The organism is Aeromonas sp. ASNIH2 (assembly GCF_002934795.1).
In the GTDB taxonomy this organism is placed as follows: domain Bacteria; phylum Pseudomonadota; class Gammaproteobacteria; order Enterobacterales; family Aeromonadaceae; genus Aeromonas; species Aeromonas caviae.
On record NZ_CP026406.1, the window covers coordinates 2,861,284 to 2,877,940 of the forward strand.

Here is a 16,657-nt window from a genome sequence, read left to right on the forward strand (position 1 = left end):
TTGGATAACTGGCGTAAAGTGGTGAAAGGAAGCGTGGCACCAGAAATAAATGTGAGAGTACGCTGATTTTCAGCGCCATTTCGGTGCAGATAATGCGCCATATCTGTGGATAAATCCGTCTTGGTGGATCTTTGAGCAGTCGAACTTGTTCACAATTGACAGGCTGGATCCTCTTAGGCAAAAGACATGGATTTTGATCCAGCAATTAAACTATAACCTTATGTATTTAAATGTATATTTTGTTTTTAAGTGAATCGGGTATGATATGCTTCCGTGCAATGCCACAGTATAAAACTACTGTATATACCTGCTTTATCACAGGTTTATGCACAGTCTGGGTGGGCAACTTGCCTAGCATGAACCTTCAATTTGTTTATAACTTTTCTTGAAAAGCCAAGTTATTCATGAATGGAAGATGACAGTCCCTGTTTGCCGCCACGGGGTGAATGTGGAACAATCTCGTTATAGATTCAGCCTTTATAAGGTGATCACGTGATAGATGGTGACGGATTTCGTCCCAATGTCGGCATCGTGATCTGTAACCGTGACGGACAAGTATTGTGGGCTAAGCGCTATGGGCAGCACTCCTGGCAGTTTCCGCAGGGGGGGGTTGATGATGGTGAATCGCCGGAACAGGCCATGTATCGTGAGCTGTATGAGGAGATAGGCCTCAAGCAGGACGATGTGACCATACTGGCGACCAGTCGCAACTGGCTGAAGTATCGCTTACCCAAACGACTCGTCCGCTGGGACAGTTCACCGGTCTGTATTGGCCAGAAGCAGAAATGGTTTTTGTTGCAGCTCGATCCTGGCAAAGAGTCCAGGATCCAGTTTGGCTGTCATGGTCACCCGGAATTTGATGATTGGCGTTGGGTCAGCTTCTGGTACCCGGTTCGTCAGGTCGTCTCCTTCAAGCGGGAGGTTTACCGCCGGGTGATGAAGGAGTTTGCCCCGCTGGCCATGCCAGTCCCCGTGGTGCAGGCTAACCGAAAAGATGGGCGGCGCAACCGCTCGCGTTAAGGAGCACAACTAGTTGCTGACGGAACTCAGACGCATCGTGGAAAGCATGGCCGAGGCCAACACCCTCGAACAGGCCTTGCAAGCATTGGTGAGCCAGACCCGGCTCGCCATGACGGTGGACTGCTGCTCCGTCTATGTGGCCGAGCCGGACATGCGCCGCTATCGACTGGCTGCGACCGATGGTCTGGCCGAATCGGCCGTGGGCAAGGCCACCCTGCCGTTCGAGCAGGGTATCGTCGGCCTGGTGGGTCAGCGTGAAGAGCTGATCAACCTTGCCGATGCCCCCTCTCACCCCAGTTTCAAGTTCCTGCCCGATGTGGCTGAAGAGGCGTTTCGCTCCTTCCTCGGCGCTCCCATCATGCATCAGCGTCAGGTGGTGGGGATTCTGGTCGTGCAGCAGAAGGAGAGCCGCCTCTTCGATGAGGGGGAGGAGTCCTTCATGGTCACCCTGGCGGCTCAGCTGGCTGCCCGCATCGCCCAGGCCCAGGCCAAGGGGTGGCTGCAGAAGACCGACTGGAGCAAGCCGCTGCGCGGTATTGCCGGGGCGAGTGGCATCGCCATCGCCAAGGCCTGGGTGTGGCGTCCGCGCAAGGCGCTCAATACCATCACGCCGCGCAAGGACGAGGATCATGCCAAGCAGCTTGCCCGTCTCGAGCTGGCGGTGGAGGAAGTGCGCCACGATCTGGAGAGCCTGGCACTGCGTTTTCGCGAGAGCTACAGCCAGGACTCGGTCGCCATCTTCGACATCTATCTGCACCTGTTGAACGATCCCGGCTACATCAAGCCCATCCGCAACAAGGTCAGCAAGGAACACTGGACGGCGATCTCGGCGGTCAAACTCATCAGCGATCGGCTGATAGAGCAGTTCAAGGGGATGAAAGATCCCTATCTGCGGGAGCGCTCCACCGATGTGAAAGACATCGCCCAGCGGCTCATCAGCCGGCTGGTGCAGGACGAACCCGAGCAGCTCACCATCGGCGAACCCGTGGTGCTGGTCGCCGATGAAGTGACAGCCACCATCCTTGCGGAGATCCCGAGGGAATTTCTGAGCGGTGTGGTGTCGCTCAAGGGCGGGACCAACTCCCATGCCGCCATCCTGGCCCGTGCCATGGGGGTGGCGGCCATCATGGGGGTGGATCTGCCCCTCGGTGACATAGGCGGGCGCACTCTGGTCATCGATGGCTACAGCGGCGATCTCTTCATCGAACCCAACCAGGTGATCCTGACCGAGTACCGGCAACTGCTGAGCGAGGAGCGGGCACTCGACACCCTGGTGCGCAGCGTCGACAACCAGCCCTCCGAGACTGCCGACGGCACCAAGGTCTCTCTGCTGCTCAACGCAGGGCTGAGTGCGGATACCGAGATCTCCCTCAATCATCTGGCGGACGGGGTCGGGCTCTATCGCACCGAGATCCCCTTCATGCTGCAGGACAGCTTCCCTTCGGAGTGGGAGCAGACTGCCCGCTATCGCGGGATCCTGGAAACCTATCGGGATCGCCCGGTTTGCATGCGGACTCTGGACGTGGGGGGGGACAAGCAACTGCCCTATTTCCCCATCGTGGAGGAAAATCCCTTCCTTGGTTGGCGGGGGATCCGGCTCACCCTGGATCACCCCGAGCTCTTCCTGGTTCAGCTCAAGGCCATGTTGCGGGCCAGCGAAGGGCTGGACAATCTGGCGATCATGCTGCCGATGATCAGCAGCGTCAGTGAAATCAAGGCCTCCCGTCGTCTGCTGGATCAGGCGTGGCGCGAGGTGTCGGAAGAAGCGGCCAGCCGCGATGCGGTGATCCGCTACCCCAGTCTCGGGGTGATGATCGAAGTCCCCTCCGCGCTGTACATCCTGCCGGAGATGGCGCCGCTCATCGACTTCTGGTCGGTGGGCAGCAACGACCTGACCCAATACCTGCTGGCGGTGGATCGCAACAATGCCCGTGTCGCCAGCATCTACGATGCCTTCCATCCCGCTGTGATCCGCGCTTTGCAACTGCTGGTCGATGCCTCCCGGCGCTATCACAAGCCGGTCTCTGTTTGTGGCGAGCTGGCTGGCGATCCGGTCGGTGTGCTACTGCTGCTGGCCATGGGCTATCGCCGTTTCAGCATGAATACCCACAACATCTCCCGTATCAAATACGTGCTGCGGCAATCCGACCTTGGTGAGTTGAAGGCGCTGATGGCGGATGGTCTCAAGCATGACAATCCTCACGTGCTGCGCGGCCTGTTTGCCCGCTATCTGGAAGAACACGGTCTGGGCGGATTGCTGCGGGCTGGGCACAAGGTCAGGCTGCCCGATTGATATTCCACCTTGTTACTGCGTAAGAATGATCGGAGAATGCGGCTTTTCTTATGATTGGGGCCGCCTATGCAGCACGACGGATATTGGGTTTTCTCGCAGATTGATCCCGTAGCATTCAGTTTGGGACCATTATCGGTACGCTGGTATGGTCTCATGTACCTGTTCGGTTTTGCCTTCGCCATGTGGCTGGCTGGTCGCCGTGCCGATGCACCCAATAGCGGCTGGACCCGCAACGAGGTATCCGACCTGCTGTTTTATGGCTTCCTCGGGGTGATCCTGGGCGGGCGCATCGGTTACGTGCTGTTCTACAACTTCGATCTCTTCCTCGCCGACCCGACCTATCTGTTCAAGATATGGACCGGTGGCATGTCGTTCCACGGCGGCCTCATCGGGGTGATCACCGCCATGATCTGGTTTGCCCACAAAACCCAGCGCCACTTCTTCACCGTGGCGGATTTCGTGGCGCCGCTGATTCCGTTCGGCCTCGGTGTTGGCCGCATCGGCAACTTCATGAACGGCGAGTTGTGGGGGCGGGTCACCGATGTCCCCTGGGCCATCATCTTCCCCGAGGCGGGTCCCGAGCCGCGTCACCCGTCCCAGCTCTATCAGTTCGCGCTGGAAGGGGTGGTGCTCTTCATCATCCTGAACCTGTTCTGGCGCAAGCACCCACCCCGTGGCGCCATTTCCGGGATGTTCCTGCTGTTCTACGGTCTGTTCCGCTTCCTGGTGGAGTTTGTTCGTCAACCAGACAGCCAGCTGGGTCTCTACTTCAATGAGATCAGCATGGGTCAGATCCTTTCTACCCCGATGATAGTGGCGGGGGGGCTCATGGTCTGGGCCGCCTACAAGCAGCCCCGTCTGTTCGGCAATGCACCGAAGGAGGCGAAGTAATGCGTGCCTATCTCGACCTGATGCAGAAAATTCTGGATGAAGGGACCGTCAAATCCGATCGCACCGGCACCGGGACAGTCTCCTTGTTCGGTCATCAGATGCGCTTCAATCTGGCGGAAGGATTCCCGCTGGTGACAACCAAGAAGTGCCACCTGCGCTCCATCATTCATGAGCTGCTCTGGTTCCTCAATGGCGATACCAACACCGCCTATCTGAAAGAGCACGGTGTCAGCATCTGGGATGAATGGGCCGACGAGCACGGTGATCTGGGGCCTGTCTATGGCGCCCAGTGGCGCTCTTGGTCGGCGGCTGATGGGTCTGTCATCGACCAGATCCAGAAAGCGGTGGATGACATCCAGCACAACCCGGATTCCCGCCGCATCATCGTCTCCGCCTGGAACGTGGGCGAGCTGGACAAGATGGCGCTGGCACCCTGCCACGCCTTCTTCCAGTTCTATGTGGCGGATGGCAAGCTCTCCTGCCAGCTCTACCAGCGCAGTTGTGATGTTTTCCTTGGCCTGCCGTTCAACATTGCCAGCTATGCGCTGCTGACCCACATGATGGCGCAGCAGTGCGATCTGGAAGTGGGGGACTTTGTCTGGACCGGTGGCGATGTGCACCTCTATTCCAACCACATGGAGCAGACCGCACTGCAACTCACCCGCGAACCGCGCCCTTTGCCGCAACTGGTGATCAAGCGCAAACCTGACTCCATCTTCGATTACAGATTCGAGGATTTCGAGATCCAGGGCTATGATCCCCATCCTGGGATCAAGGCGCCTGTCGCTATTTGAGTAAGTAATGAGCCTGGGGCGAGTCCCGCCTCTCAGGTGACGATGAATTGACACTCAGCTGTTAGAGGCGCCTGCGGGCGCCTTTTGCATTTTATGTGAATTTATATGCGATGTTCCGGGTGGAGAGAAGGCTCTTGAAAGAGGGTAGTAATCGGCTTATAGCAGGCATTATCTGTTTTGCTTTCGGTTTTTTCGTTGTTATCGGCCGTTAGAAACGATTTTTCATTGAGCTACTCGGGCCCTAGACTGAAAAAATGGAATCTTATGGGTAGTTAGATATGAGCGATGTATTCAAGCGTTTTCTCAAACTGGAGTCTGCTTCCGGGATCATTCTGATCCTGGCCGCCCTGCTTGCCATCGGCCTGGCCAATTCGGCACTGGCGCAACACTATCAGAGCTTCCTCAATACCGAGGTGCAGGTTCGCATCGCGGCGCTCGACATCAACAAGCCGCTGCTGCTCTGGATCAACGATGGCTTCATGGCGATCTTCTTCCTTCTGGTGGGTCTCGAGGTGAAGCGAGAGATGCTAGAGGGGGCGCTTTCCTCCCGGGTGCAGGCAACCTTCCCGGCCATTGCCGCCGTGGGTGGGATGTTGGCACCGGCCCTCATCTATAGCTTCTTCAACTACGGAGACGAAGCTACCCGTGCTGGCTGGGCGATTCCGGCCGCAACCGACATCGCCTTCGCTCTCGGGGTCATGGCGCTGCTGGGCAAGCGGGTACCGACCAGCCTCAAGGTCTTCTTGCTGGCGCTGGCCATCATGGACGATCTGGGGGTCATCATCATCATTGCCCTCTTCTACACCCAGCAACTGTCGCTGACTGCGCTGGCGATAGGTGTGGTGGCCACCCTGACCTTGCTCTGGATGAATCGCCGTGGTGAGGACAGGATTGGACTCTATATGCTGGTCGGCCTGGTGCTCTGGGTTGCCGTGCTCAAGTCCGGTGTCCATGCGACCCTGGCGGGGGTTATCGTGGGCTTCATGATCCCCCTCAACGGCAAGCGTTACGCATCGCCACTCAAGCATCTGGAGCATGGGCTGCACCCCTGGAGCGCCTTCCTGATCCTGCCGCTTTTCGCTTTCGCCAACGCCGGGGTATCGCTGGAGGGGATCAACTTCTCGGCTCTGCTCAATCCGCTCCCCATGGGGATCATCCTGGGGCTCTTCGTCGGCAAGCCGCTCGGGATTTTCACCATCAGCTGGCTGGCTGTGAAATCAGGCATTGCCCAATTGCCGCAAGGAGTGAACTTCAGACAGATCTTTGCCGTCAGCATCCTGTGTGGCATCGGCTTCACCATGTCGATGTTTATCGCATCGCTGGCATTCGAGCATGGCGGACTGGACTACGGCAGCTACTCGCGCCTCGGGATCCTGGCAGGTTCCACACTCGCGGCCGTGATCGGTTACATCGCCCTGCGGATATCGCTGCCCAATCGGGAGGCGAATCAAAGTACGGAGGGGTTATGAGAAAACTAGGATGGTTAGTCATGCTGGCGAGCCCTGCACTCTGGGCAGATAGTCTGGCCGATTGTCAGCGGGATGCCACCTCGGCAAGTTGTTCTGCCTATCTCAACGGGGTGGTCGACAGCGCACTCATGCTGGGGGACTCTCAGGTAAAAGCCCGGTTCGGAGAGACCTTCGCCGAACGGGCACTGAGCAGTCGTGCCGGCGAGCGAGTCAAGCTGTCCAACAAGCGCTACTGCACCGAGCGAATGCCGGATGCCGGTCGTCTCAAGGCCCATCTGCAGGCACAGTTCGACGCGAACAAGGTTGACTCGATCAGCGACATGTATGACATTCTGGCGGTTGAACTCAGCTGCTACCGGAGCCCGCCTGGCGCGGGAACCCCATCGGATGTCACACCTTAACTACAACCATCTCTACTATTTTTGGATGACTCAGAAGAAGGGCTCCGTCACGCAGGCGGCGGAAGCCCTCTTTTTGACCCCACAGACCGTGACCGGTCAGATCAAACTGCTTGAGCAGCGTCTTGGCGGCAAGTTGCTGATCAGAAAGGGGCGCTCCCTTGAGGCCACCGAGCTTGGCCAACTGGTATTTCGCTATGCGGACAAGATGTTCAGCCTCTCCTACGAGATGCTGGATATCGTCAACTACCGCAAGGAGAGCCAGATCCTGTTCGACGTCGGCATCGCCGATGCACTCTCCAAGCGTCTTGCCAGCCGGGTGCTGCTCTCCGTGATCCCCAATGATGGTTCCATTCACCTGCGCTGCTTCGAGTCGACCCATGAACTGCTCCTAGAGCAGTTGAGCGAGCACAAGCTCGACATGATCCTCTCTGATTGCCCGGTGGACTCCAGCCAGCATGCCGGGTTGCTGTCCAAGCGTCTGGGGGGATGCGGCGTCAGTTTCTTCTGCAAGGCGCCTCTGCCCTCCCAGCCTTTCCCTGCCTGCCTGGAAGAGCGCAAGCTGCTCATCCCGGGCCGTCGCACCGCCATGGGTCGTCAACTGACCCAGTGGTTCGAGCAGCAGGGAATTTCCCCCAGCATTCTGGGAGAATTCGACGATGCGGCGCTGATGAAGGCGTTCGGCTTCTTTAACCAGGGCATCTTCATGGCACCGACCATTTATCGGGAGGAGATCCTGGAGGGGGAGGAGGTGATGCTGCTGGGTGAAACCCAGGATCTGATGGAGGAGTATTACGTCATCTTTGCCGAGCGGATGATCCAGCATCCTGCGGTCAAGCGGGTATGCGAGAGTGATTTCTCCTTCCTCTTTGCGGGGCAGGAGGATTTCACGGCCATTCAGCCGGCAAGCCTCTCGTTTTAAATCGAGGGTGACGGCGCTATGATGCCAGTCTTGGAAGATGAGGGTGAGATGCGATTGGAAGAGATGGAAGCGAATGCCGGGCGTGCCGTCACCCTGCTCAAGGCATTGGCCAATGAGCGACGGCTGTTTATCTTGTGCCAGTTACTGGATAGGGAGCTGTCGGTCGGCGAGCTGAACGAGGTCTTGGGATTGAGCCAGTCAGCCATGTCGCAGCATCTGGCGGTGTTGCGCCGGGATGAGCTGGTGGCGACGAGGAAGGAAGCCCAGACGGTCTATTACTCCCTGCGCAGCCATGAGGTGCGCGAGATGATCGGATTGTTGCACAGACTGTACTGTAGCGACCCCAAATAAAAAACCGGCACTAGGCCGGTTTTTTCAGCTTTCATCAGCGGATGCTGATTAAGCCATGGCTTTGATCTGGGCAGACAGGCGGCTCTTGTGACGAGCAGCTTTGTTCTTGTGGATCAGGCCTTTGGTCGCCATACGATCCATGATCGGCTGAGCAACAGCGAAAGCGGCAGTGGCAGCAGCCTTGTCACCAGAGGCGATGGCAGCGATCACTTTCTTCAGGTAGGTACGGGTCATGGAACGACGGCTGGCGTTGTGCTGACGACGTTTCTCTGACTGAAGAGCACGCTTCTTAGCAGATTTGATGTTAGCCAAGGTAAAACTCCTAAAACTGTCTTAGCGAGTGTATTGAAAAGGCCCGGAAATATGCCTTCCCAACCACATATTGTCAAATGATTTGTGCAAATAAACACCGCCCCCCGGTGGTGTGTCAGATGGGAGACGGTTAAACTGTCGGCCGATTCTAACAGCATTCTTTTCTTTCCGACAGTTCCAGAGGCCTCGTCTTGAGTAAGAAATTGATCAAATCCGGCATGATAGTGTCCGGAATGACGCTGGCATCCCGTGTGATGGGCTTGGTGCGCGATGTGGTCATCGCCAATTTGCTCGGTGCCGGGGTGGCCGCAGACGTCTTCTTCTTCGCCAATCGCATTCCTAACTTCTTGCGCCGGCTCTTTGCCGAAGGGGCATTCAACCAGGCCTTCGTGCCCGTGATGACGGAGTACAAGAAAAATGGTGACGAGCAGGCGGTTCGGGAGCTGCTGGCGGCGGTGGCGGGCACCCTGGGTGGCATCGTCACCGTGGTCACCCTGCTCGGGGTGCTGGGTTCCGGTGTCCTGACGGCTCTCTTTGGCTGGGGCTGGTTCTGGGATTGGCTGCATGGCGGACCGGCGGCGGAGAAGTTCGAGCTGGCCAGTCTGATGCTCAAGATCACCTTCCCCTACCTCTGGTTCATCACCTTCACCGCCATGGCGGGGGCCATTCTCAATACCTTTGGCCGTTTTGCCGTGTCCTCCTTCACGCCGGTATTCCTCAACATCACCATGATTGCGGCGGCCTGGTGGATCGCGCCCTTGATGGAGCGCCCCGAAATCTCCCTGGCGATCGGTGTCTTCCTCGGCGGTCTGGTCCAGTTTTTGTTCCAGTATCCTTTTCTGCGCCAGCTCAACATGCTGGTCTGGCCCAAGTGGGGTTGGCACCATCCCGGGGTGGTTAAGATCCGTACCCTGATGATCCCGGCCCTGTTCGGCGTCTCGGTCAGCCAGATCAACCTGCTGATCAACACCATGCTGGCGTCGTTCCTGGCTACCGGTGCCATCAGCTATCTCTATTACTCGGACAGGTTGCTGGAGTTTCCCCTCGGTCTCTTTGCGGTGGCCATCAGCACGGTGATCCTGCCTGCCCTGGCCAGAAAACACGTGGATGCGGATCCGGCTGATTTCTCTCGCACCATGGATTGGGGGGTACGCATGGTGATGCTGCTCGGCTTGCCAGCCATGGTCGGCATCGCCGTGCTGCGCGAGCCCATACTGCGGGTACTTTTCATGCGCGGTGAGTTCGGTCTGCACGAGGTGAGCATGTCCAGTGCGAGCCTGCTGGCCTCCACCACGGGGCTGCTCTCCTTGATGCTCATCAAGGTGCTGGCCCCCGGTTATTACGCCCGCCAGGATACCAGGACGCCGGTGCGTATCGGCATCATGGCCATGGTTGCCAACATGGTGTGCAACCTCATCTTCATCTATCCGCTCGGCTACGTGGGGCTGGCTCTCGCCACCGCCTGTTCCGGCACCCTGAACGCCGCACTGCTGTTCAAGGGGCTCTATCAGCAGGATGTCTATCGCCCTTCCCGCAACACCGGGCTGTTCTGCCTCAAGCTCTTGGCGGCAACGGTCTTGATGGGGGGGCTTCTGGCCTATTTGTCACCGGATCTCGCCCAGTGGGGCGCCTGGAGCATGGGCAAGGCCAGCCTGGAGTTGACCCTGCTGCTCTGCCTGGGCGGAGCACTGTATGGCATTGTCCTCTTGGCATTGGGGATCCGGCCACGGCACCTGAGAGCCGATCAGCAATAAGGAGCCAGCTGCAAGGGAGGGGGACAGTACAGGGGAGATGGGGGAGCGGTCTCAGGGGCTGTCGAGTTGGCCCGCCAACGAGGTGCGATGCTCCTGGCCGAGTCCTAGAAGTGGGCGGGATGGCTAAATCGGCTCAACGGCAGGGCTGACCCTGCCTGCTGCCTGATATATAATCCGCCGATTTCCATGGCAGCAACGCACAAGGCACTGATGGAGCTTATTCGCGGCATTCACAATATCAAGCCCCGTCACCGGGGCTGTGTACTGACCATAGGCAACTTCGATGGGGTTCATCAGGGGCACCACGCGGTGTTGGCCCGTTTGCAGGAGAAGGCCGCCCAACTTGGCCTGCCCGCCTGCGTCATGTTGTTCGAACCCCAGCCGCTGGAGCTGTTTGCGGGCAGTGCCGCGCCCGCCCGCCTCAGCCGTTGGCGGGAGAAGTACGAAGCCCTCAAGGGAATGCAGATCGATCGCATGCTCTGCGTGCGTTTCACCCATCGTTTTGCCGAGCAGGCGGCCAGCACCTTCATCGAGCAACTGCTGGTGGAGAAACTCGGTGTGCACTATCTGGTGGTCGGCGACGATTTTCGCTTCGGCAAGGGGCGGGAAGGGGACTTCCACCTGCTGGAGGAGGCCGGTCGGCGCTTCGGGTTCGAGGTGATCAGCACCCAGAGTTTCCAGCTTTCCCGCCAGCGGGTCAGCAGTACGCTGGTGCGCGAGGCCCTGAAAGCGGGCCGCATGGCGGAGGTGGAGTTGATGCTCGGTCGCCCCTATGCCATCAGCGGCCGGGTGGCCCATGGCGACAAGCTGGGGCGCACCATAGGTTTTCCCACCGCGAATCTGGCCCTCAAACGCCAGGTTGTCCCGGTCGGTGGCGTGTTTGCGGTGGAAGTGATATGTTCCGGCAAGACTTTCCCCGGTGTCGCCAATGTGGGTGTACGTCCGACCTTGAGCGGTACACAAGCCAGATTGGAAGTACATCTATTTGATTTTTCTGGTGATCTATATGGTCAGCAGGTCAAGGTGCTGCTTCGCCACAAGCTGCGCGAAGAGCAGAAATTTGACTCTTTCACCGCCTTGAAAGAGCAGATCGAACGAGATGCCCTGGCGGCCCGAGCCTGGTTCGGGCTGCCACAATTTCATTTACCCAGCACTCTTTTAGAAAAGAAGGGAACCCAGGACTGATGAGCGACTATAAACACACCCTGAATCTGCCGGAAACCGAGTTTCCGATGCGTGGCGATCTGGCCAAACGCGAACCCAACATGTTGAAACGTTGGTACGATCAGGATCTTTACGGCGCCATTCGCCGCGCCAAAGCGGGCAAGCCTTCTTTCATTCTGCACGATGGCCCCCCCTATGCGAACGGCAGCATTCACATCGGTCACTCGGTCAACAAGATCCTCAAAGACATCATCATCAAGTCCAAAGGCCTCTCTGGCTTCGATTCCCCCTATGTACCGGGCTGGGATTGCCACGGTCTGCCCATCGAGCTGAAAGTGGAAGGCATGGTCGGCAAGCCGGGCGAGAAGGTTTCCGCCGCCGAGTTCCGCGCCGAGTGCCGCAAATACGCCAAAACCCAGATCGAAGCGCAGAAGACCGACTTCATCCGTCTGGGTGTGCTGGGTGACTGGGAACACCCCTACCTGACCATGGATTTTGGGACCGAAGCCAACATCATCCGTTCCATGGCCAAGATCGTTGAAAACGGCCACCTGCACAAAGGCTCCAAGCCGGTGCACTGGTGTACCGATTGCGGCTCCGCGCTGGCTGAAGCGGAAGTGGAGTACTACGACAAGAACTCCCCCTCCATCGACGTGCGCTTCAAGGCCGTCGACGAGGCTGCCGTTGCCGCCAAGTTTGATTGCGCCGAAGGCCACACCGGCAAGGGCGCGCTCTCTGCCGTGATCTGGACGACCACTCCGTGGACCCTGCCGGCCAACCGCGCCATCGCCATGAATGCCGATCTCGACTACGCGCTGGTGCAGGTAGAGGGCGACAATCCCGAGCGTCTGATCCTGGCCGCTGAGCTGGTGAAGGACGTGATGGATCGCGCCGGCATCGAGCACTTCCACAACCTGGGCTATGCCAAGGGTGCCGCACTCGAGCTGCTGCGCTTCAACCACCCCTTCTACAGCTTCGACGTACCTGTGGTGCTGGGTGACCACGTGACCCTGGACGCCGGTACTGGCGCGGTCCACACCGCCCCTGGTCACGGTCAGGAAGACTTCGTGGTCGGTCAGAAGTATGGTCTGGAAGTGGCCAACCCGGTTGGCAGCAACGGCGTCTATCTGCCGGATACCGAACTGTTTGCCGGCCAGCATGTGTTCAAGGCCAATGCGGCCGTGGTCGAGGTGCTGACCGAGCGCGGTGCCCTGCTGCACCACAAGGTATTCAACCACTCTTACCCGCACTGCTGGCGTCACAAGACCCCGATCATCTTCCGTGCCACCCCCCAGTGGTTCATCAGCATGGAGCAGAAGGGTCTGCGCAAGCGTGCTCTGGAAGAGATCGAGCGTATCGAGACTCAGGGCATTGCCGAACACGGCCAGAGCGGCTGGGTCCCGGCCTGGGGCAAGAATCGCATCCAGGCGATGGTCGAGAACCGTCCCGACTGGTGTATCTCCCGTCAGCGTACCTGGGGCGTGCCCATCTCCCTGTTCGTTCACAAGGATACCCAGGCGCTGCACCCGGATTCCGTGCGCCTGATGGAAGAGGTGGCCAAGCGGGTCGAGCAGTCCGGCATCCAGGCCTGGTGGGATCTGGACAAGGCCGAGCTACTGGGCGTCGATGCCGACAACTACGAGAAGGTACCCGACACCCTGGACGTCTGGTTTGACTCCGGCTCTACCCATGCCTCCGTGGTCGATGCCCGTCCCGAGTTCAACGGCAAGCCGGCCGACATGTATCTGGAAGGCTCTGACCAGCACCGTGGCTGGTTCATGTCATCCTTGATGATCGGCGTGGCGATGAAAGACAAGGCTCCCTACAACCAGGTGCTGACTCACGGCTTCACCGTGGATGGTCAGGGCCGCAAGATGTCCAAGTCCATCGGCAACGTGGTAAGCCCTCAGGACGTGATGAACAAGCTGGGTGCCGACATCCTGCGTCTGTGGGTAGCGAGCACTGACTACACCGGTGAGATGACCGTCTCCGACGAGATCCTCAAGCGCTCCGCCGACGCCTATCGTCGTATCCGCAACACTGCCCGCTTCCTGCTGGCCAACCTGAACGGTTTCAATCCGGCGACCGACATGGTGGCGCCTGCCGACATGGTGGTGGTGGATCGCTGGGCAGTGGGCCGTGCCAAAGCGGTACAGGCCGAGATCGTGGCCGCGTTCGACGAGTACAACTTCCACGGCGTGACCCAGAAGCTGATGCAGTTCTGCTCCATCGAGATGGGTTCCTTCTATCTGGACGTCATCAAGGATCGTCAGTACACCGCCAAGGCCGACAGCCTGGCCCGTCGCTCCTGCCAGACCGCCCTCTATCACATTGCCGAAGCCATGGTGCGCTGGATGGCGCCCATCATGAGCTTCACCGCCGACGAGATCTGGGCCCTGCTGCCGGGTGAGCGCGGTGAGTTCGTGTTCACCGAGGAGTGGTACGACGGCCTGTTCGGGCTTGAAGCGGGCGAAGTGCTGAACGACGAGTTCTGGGCCGAGATCCTCACCGTGCGCGGTGAAGTGAACAAGGCGCTGGAAGTGGCCCGTGGCGAGAAGCGCATCGGCGGTTCTCTGCAGGCCGAGCTGACCCTGTTCGCCAAGCCTGAGTTGGCCGCGCGTCTGAACGCATTGGCCGATGAGCTGCGCTTCGTGCTGCTCACCTCCAAGGCCAAGGTCGTCAGCGTCGATGTCGCACCGGCAGAGGCCGTGGCGACCGAGTGCGATGACCTGTGGCTCTGCGTGGCCCAGTCTGCCGCCGCCAAGTGCGACCGCTGCTGGCACCATGTGGAAGACGTGGGCACCATTGCGGGTCATGAAGAGATCTGTGGCCGCTGCGTCACCAACGTCGAGGGTGACGGCGAAACGCGTCAATTTGCCTGATGAACATGACTCAACATAAAAGCGGCCTGCGTTGGCTGTGGCTGGCGGTGCTGGCCTTCGTACTGGACCAGGCGAGCAAGCTCGCCGTGGTCAAGCTGCTGCCGTTTGGCTACCCGGGGGTGGAGATCACCCCCTTCTTCAACCTGGTCCATGTCTACAACAAGGGAGCGGCTTTCAGCTTCCTGGCAGATCAGGGAGGCTGGCAGCGCTGGTTCTTTGCGGTGCTGGCGTTCGCCATCTGCGGCCTGCTGATCCACTGGCTGCGCAAGCAGTCGGTCACCCAGCGCTGGAGCGGTATCGCCTACAGCCTGATCATCGGCGGGGCGCTCGGCAACGTGTTTGACCGGCTGGTGCTGGGCCATGTGGTCGACTTCCTCGACTTTTACTGGCAGCGCGCCCACTGGCCGGCGTTCAATCTGGCTGACAGCTTCATCTTCATCGGTGCCGCCATGATCGTGCTGGACGGCTTCCGTGGTGAGAAAAAACAGGACGCGACCTTATGAGCCAGCTGATTGCTGCGGACAGCAGCGTGCTGTTCCATTTCTCTATCAAACTGGAAGATGGCTCGGTGGCGGACAGCACGGCGCTGCACGGCAAGCCTGCCCGTCTGCGGATGGGAGACGGCAGCCTGACGCCGAGCTTCGAGCAATGCCTGCTGGGGCTGCGCGAAGGGGAGAGCAAGAGCTTTACCCTGGCGCCGGAAGAGGCGTTCGGCCTTTCCAATCCCGACAACATCTACCATCTCGATCGCGCCAAGTTCGGTAACGAAGTTGAGCCCAAGGTGGGTACCATCATCCTGTTCGATCAGCCCAACGGCAGCGAACTGCCCGGGATCATCCGGGCGGTGGAAGGGATGTCGGTCACGGTCGATTTCAACCACCCCCTGGCCGGTCACACCGTCACCTTCGAGGTGGAGATCCTGGGGGTTGATGACGAGGAGAAGGTGCACTGATGGATATTCTGCTGGCTAACCCCCGTGGCTTCTGTGCCGGTGTCGACCGGGCCATCAGCATCGTCGAGAGCGCGCTGGAGAAGTTCGGTGCCCCCATCTATGTCCGTCACGAGGTGGTGCACAACCGCTACGTGGTGAACAAGCTCAAGGAGGCGGGTGCCGTTTTCGTCGAAGAGCTGGACGAGGTGCCGGATGACAGCATCGTCATCTTCTCTGCTCACGGTGTCGCCAAGGTCGTGCGCGAGATGGCCAAATCCCGCGCCCTCAAGGTGTTCGATGCCACCTGTCCGCTGGTGACCAAGGTGCACATGGAGGTCCATCGTGCCAGCCGCAAGGGTTCCGAAGCCGTGCTCATCGGCCATGCCGGCCACCCCGAGGTGATCGGCACCATGGGACAGTACGAGAACAGTGAGGGGGGCATGTATCTGGTGGAGACACAGGAAGACGTGGCCAGGCTCAAGGTGAAGAACCCGGATGACCTCTGCTTCGTTACCCAGACGACACTCAGCGTGGACGAGACCTCGGATGTCATCGATGCCTTGCGTGCGCACTTCCCCAAGATCCAGGGGCCGCGCAAGGATGACATCTGCTACGCCACCCAGAACCGCCAGGATGCGGTGCGGGAGATGGCCGGGCTGGTGGATGCCATGCTGGTGGTGGGATCGCGCAACTCTTCCAACTCCAACCGACTGCGGGAGCTGGCCGAGAAGGTGGGCGCCAAGGCCTACCTCATCGACGACGCCTCCATGATTGAGCCGCAATGGCTGGACGGAGTTGCCCGTATCGGGGTCACGGCGGGTGCGTCAGCCCCCGATGTGCTTGTTCAGAATGTCATTGCCCGTCTGCGCGAGCTGGGAGGCAAGATAGTGACCGAGCATCCTGGCCGGGAAGAGAATGTGGTGTTTGAAGTGCCGCCCGAGCTTAGAATTATTTAAATGTGGCCAGGATGGCCTGAGAATAAAGAGTTATGTTCCTGATGCCGGATTTGTCGTTGCGACCTATCCGGCATTAGACTATATGAACCGCCAGTCACCAAGGATGGGATATGATTGGGTTCTATCGAGGCTTTTCTCTCATTGAATTGATGATTGTCGTCGCAATCGTGGCGATTCTTGGCACTATTGCCTATCCCTCCTATCAGCGTTACCTGCTGTCCAGCCACCGAATTGATGCCAAAAAAATGCTGTTGGACGCCGCCAACAGACAAGAAACCTATTTTATGGATTTCAATCGGTATACCTCATCCGCAGCCGACTTAAATATCTCGGAGAACTCCGAATCCGGCTTCTATCACCTGGTCATCTCGGCCGGGGTCAATACATACATCTTGTTTGCCACGGCCTCTGGTGCGCAAGGGTCAGACAGCGACTGCATCATTTTCTCCATCAACCAGGATGGCACCCGGAGTGCCACCCGGCTCGGAGATACCGTCAACAATGCTTGCTGGGACTAGGC

At 58.9% G+C, this 16,657-nt stretch carries 16 protein-coding genes; 15 read left to right on the top strand and 1 reads right to left on the bottom strand.

What is annotated here, in order from left to right; genetic code table 11:
- Positions 1-492 precede the first annotated feature (492 nt).
- The 8 genes from rppH (at position 493) to C3F36_RS13685 (ending at position 8,138) form a co-directional block, all read left to right on the top strand.
- Positions 493-1,020, top strand: a complete 528-nt coding sequence (gene rppH, locus C3F36_RS13650) for an RNA pyrophosphohydrolase (protein ID WP_010673089.1) — start codon at positions 493-495, stop codon at positions 1,018-1,020.
- A 13-nt stretch (positions 1,021-1,033) separates the two neighbouring features.
- Positions 1,034-3,313, top strand: a complete 2,280-nt coding sequence (gene ptsP, locus C3F36_RS13655; RefSeq protein ID WP_041214477.1) for a phosphoenolpyruvate--protein phosphotransferase — start codon at positions 1,034-1,036, stop codon at positions 3,311-3,313.
- Between the two features lie 66 nt (positions 3,314-3,379).
- The gene (gene lgt, locus C3F36_RS13660; protein ID WP_043153049.1) at positions 3,380-4,204 is read left to right on the top strand and encodes a prolipoprotein diacylglyceryl transferase; all 825 of its coding nucleotides are present in this window, start codon (positions 3,380-3,382) and stop codon (positions 4,202-4,204) included.
- Positions 4,204-4,998 carry a thymidylate synthase gene (thyA, locus tag C3F36_RS13665; protein WP_104455240.1) on the top strand — a complete coding sequence of 265 codons (795 nt, stop codon included), beginning with the start codon at positions 4,204-4,206 and terminating at the stop codon, positions 4,996-4,998. Before lgt ends, thyA begins: the two co-directional genes overlap by 1 nt.
- Positions 4,999-5,276: 278 nt before the next feature.
- Positions 5,277-6,467, top strand: coding sequence for a Na+/H+ antiporter NhaA (nhaA, locus tag C3F36_RS13670; protein ID WP_104455241.1), 1,191 nt, complete (start codon positions 5,277-5,279; stop codon positions 6,465-6,467).
- 20 nt (positions 6,468-6,487) lie between these two features.
- On the top strand, positions 6,488-6,868 hold the full coding sequence (locus C3F36_RS13675) for a hypothetical protein (protein WP_175429470.1): 381 nt from the start codon (positions 6,488-6,490) through the stop codon (positions 6,866-6,868).
- Entirely contained in the window at positions 6,855-7,787 is a 933-nt protein-coding gene (gene nhaR / locus C3F36_RS13680) for a transcriptional activator NhaR (RefSeq protein ID WP_010673095.1), read from the top strand. The genes C3F36_RS13675 and nhaR overlap by 14 nt, the downstream gene beginning before the upstream one ends.
- Before the next feature lie 48 nt (positions 7,788-7,835).
- Positions 7,836-8,138 (top strand): ArsR/SmtB family transcription factor, encoded by a 303-nt coding sequence (locus C3F36_RS13685; RefSeq protein ID WP_042878863.1) that lies wholly within the window; start codon positions 7,836-7,838, stop codon positions 8,136-8,138.
- Positions 8,139-8,186: 48 nt separating this feature from the next.
- On the opposite strand, the gene rpsT is transcribed toward C3F36_RS13685, so the two are convergent.
- Positions 8,187-8,450: a 30S ribosomal protein S20 gene (gene rpsT / locus C3F36_RS13690; RefSeq protein WP_005308808.1), complete on the bottom strand. Its 264-nt coding sequence runs from the start codon at positions 8,448-8,450 to the stop codon at positions 8,187-8,189.
- 191 nt (positions 8,451-8,641) lie between these two features.
- Between rpsT and murJ the strand changes: the two genes are divergently transcribed.
- From murJ to tppA, 7 genes are all read left to right on the top strand, one after another.
- Entirely contained in the window at positions 8,642-10,204 is a 1,563-nt protein-coding gene (gene murJ / locus C3F36_RS13695; protein WP_104451887.1) for a murein biosynthesis integral membrane protein MurJ, read from the top strand.
- A gap of 210 nt (positions 10,205-10,414) precedes the next feature.
- The gene (gene ribF / locus C3F36_RS13700; protein WP_010673098.1) at positions 10,415-11,389 is read left to right on the top strand and encodes a bifunctional riboflavin kinase/FAD synthetase; all 975 of its coding nucleotides are present in this window, start codon (positions 10,415-10,417) and stop codon (positions 11,387-11,389) included.
- Positions 11,389-14,250: an isoleucine--tRNA ligase gene (gene ileS, locus C3F36_RS13705; RefSeq protein WP_104455242.1), complete on the top strand. Its 2,862-nt coding sequence runs from the start codon at positions 11,389-11,391 to the stop codon at positions 14,248-14,250. The genes ribF and ileS overlap by 1 nt, the downstream gene beginning before the upstream one ends.
- On the top strand, positions 14,250-14,753 hold the full coding sequence (gene lspA / locus C3F36_RS13710; protein ID WP_039039988.1) for a signal peptidase II: 504 nt from the start codon (positions 14,250-14,252) through the stop codon (positions 14,751-14,753). The genes ileS and lspA overlap by 1 nt, the downstream gene beginning before the upstream one ends.
- Positions 14,750-15,202, top strand: coding sequence for an FKBP-type peptidyl-prolyl cis-trans isomerase (gene fkpB, locus C3F36_RS13715; RefSeq protein ID WP_041210958.1), 453 nt, complete (start codon positions 14,750-14,752; stop codon positions 15,200-15,202). The genes lspA and fkpB overlap by 4 nt, the downstream gene beginning before the upstream one ends.
- Complete coding sequence (ispH, locus tag C3F36_RS13720) at positions 15,202-16,137, top strand: 4-hydroxy-3-methylbut-2-enyl diphosphate reductase (protein WP_104455243.1); 936 nt, start codon at positions 15,202-15,204, stop codon at positions 16,135-16,137. Before fkpB ends, ispH begins: the two co-directional genes overlap by 1 nt.
- A gap of 110 nt (positions 16,138-16,247) precedes the next feature.
- On the top strand, positions 16,248-16,655 hold the full coding sequence (gene tppA, locus C3F36_RS13725) for a type IVa pilus pseudopilin TppA (protein WP_010673103.1): 408 nt from the start codon (positions 16,248-16,250) through the stop codon (positions 16,653-16,655).
- Positions 16,656-16,657 lie beyond the last annotated feature (2 nt).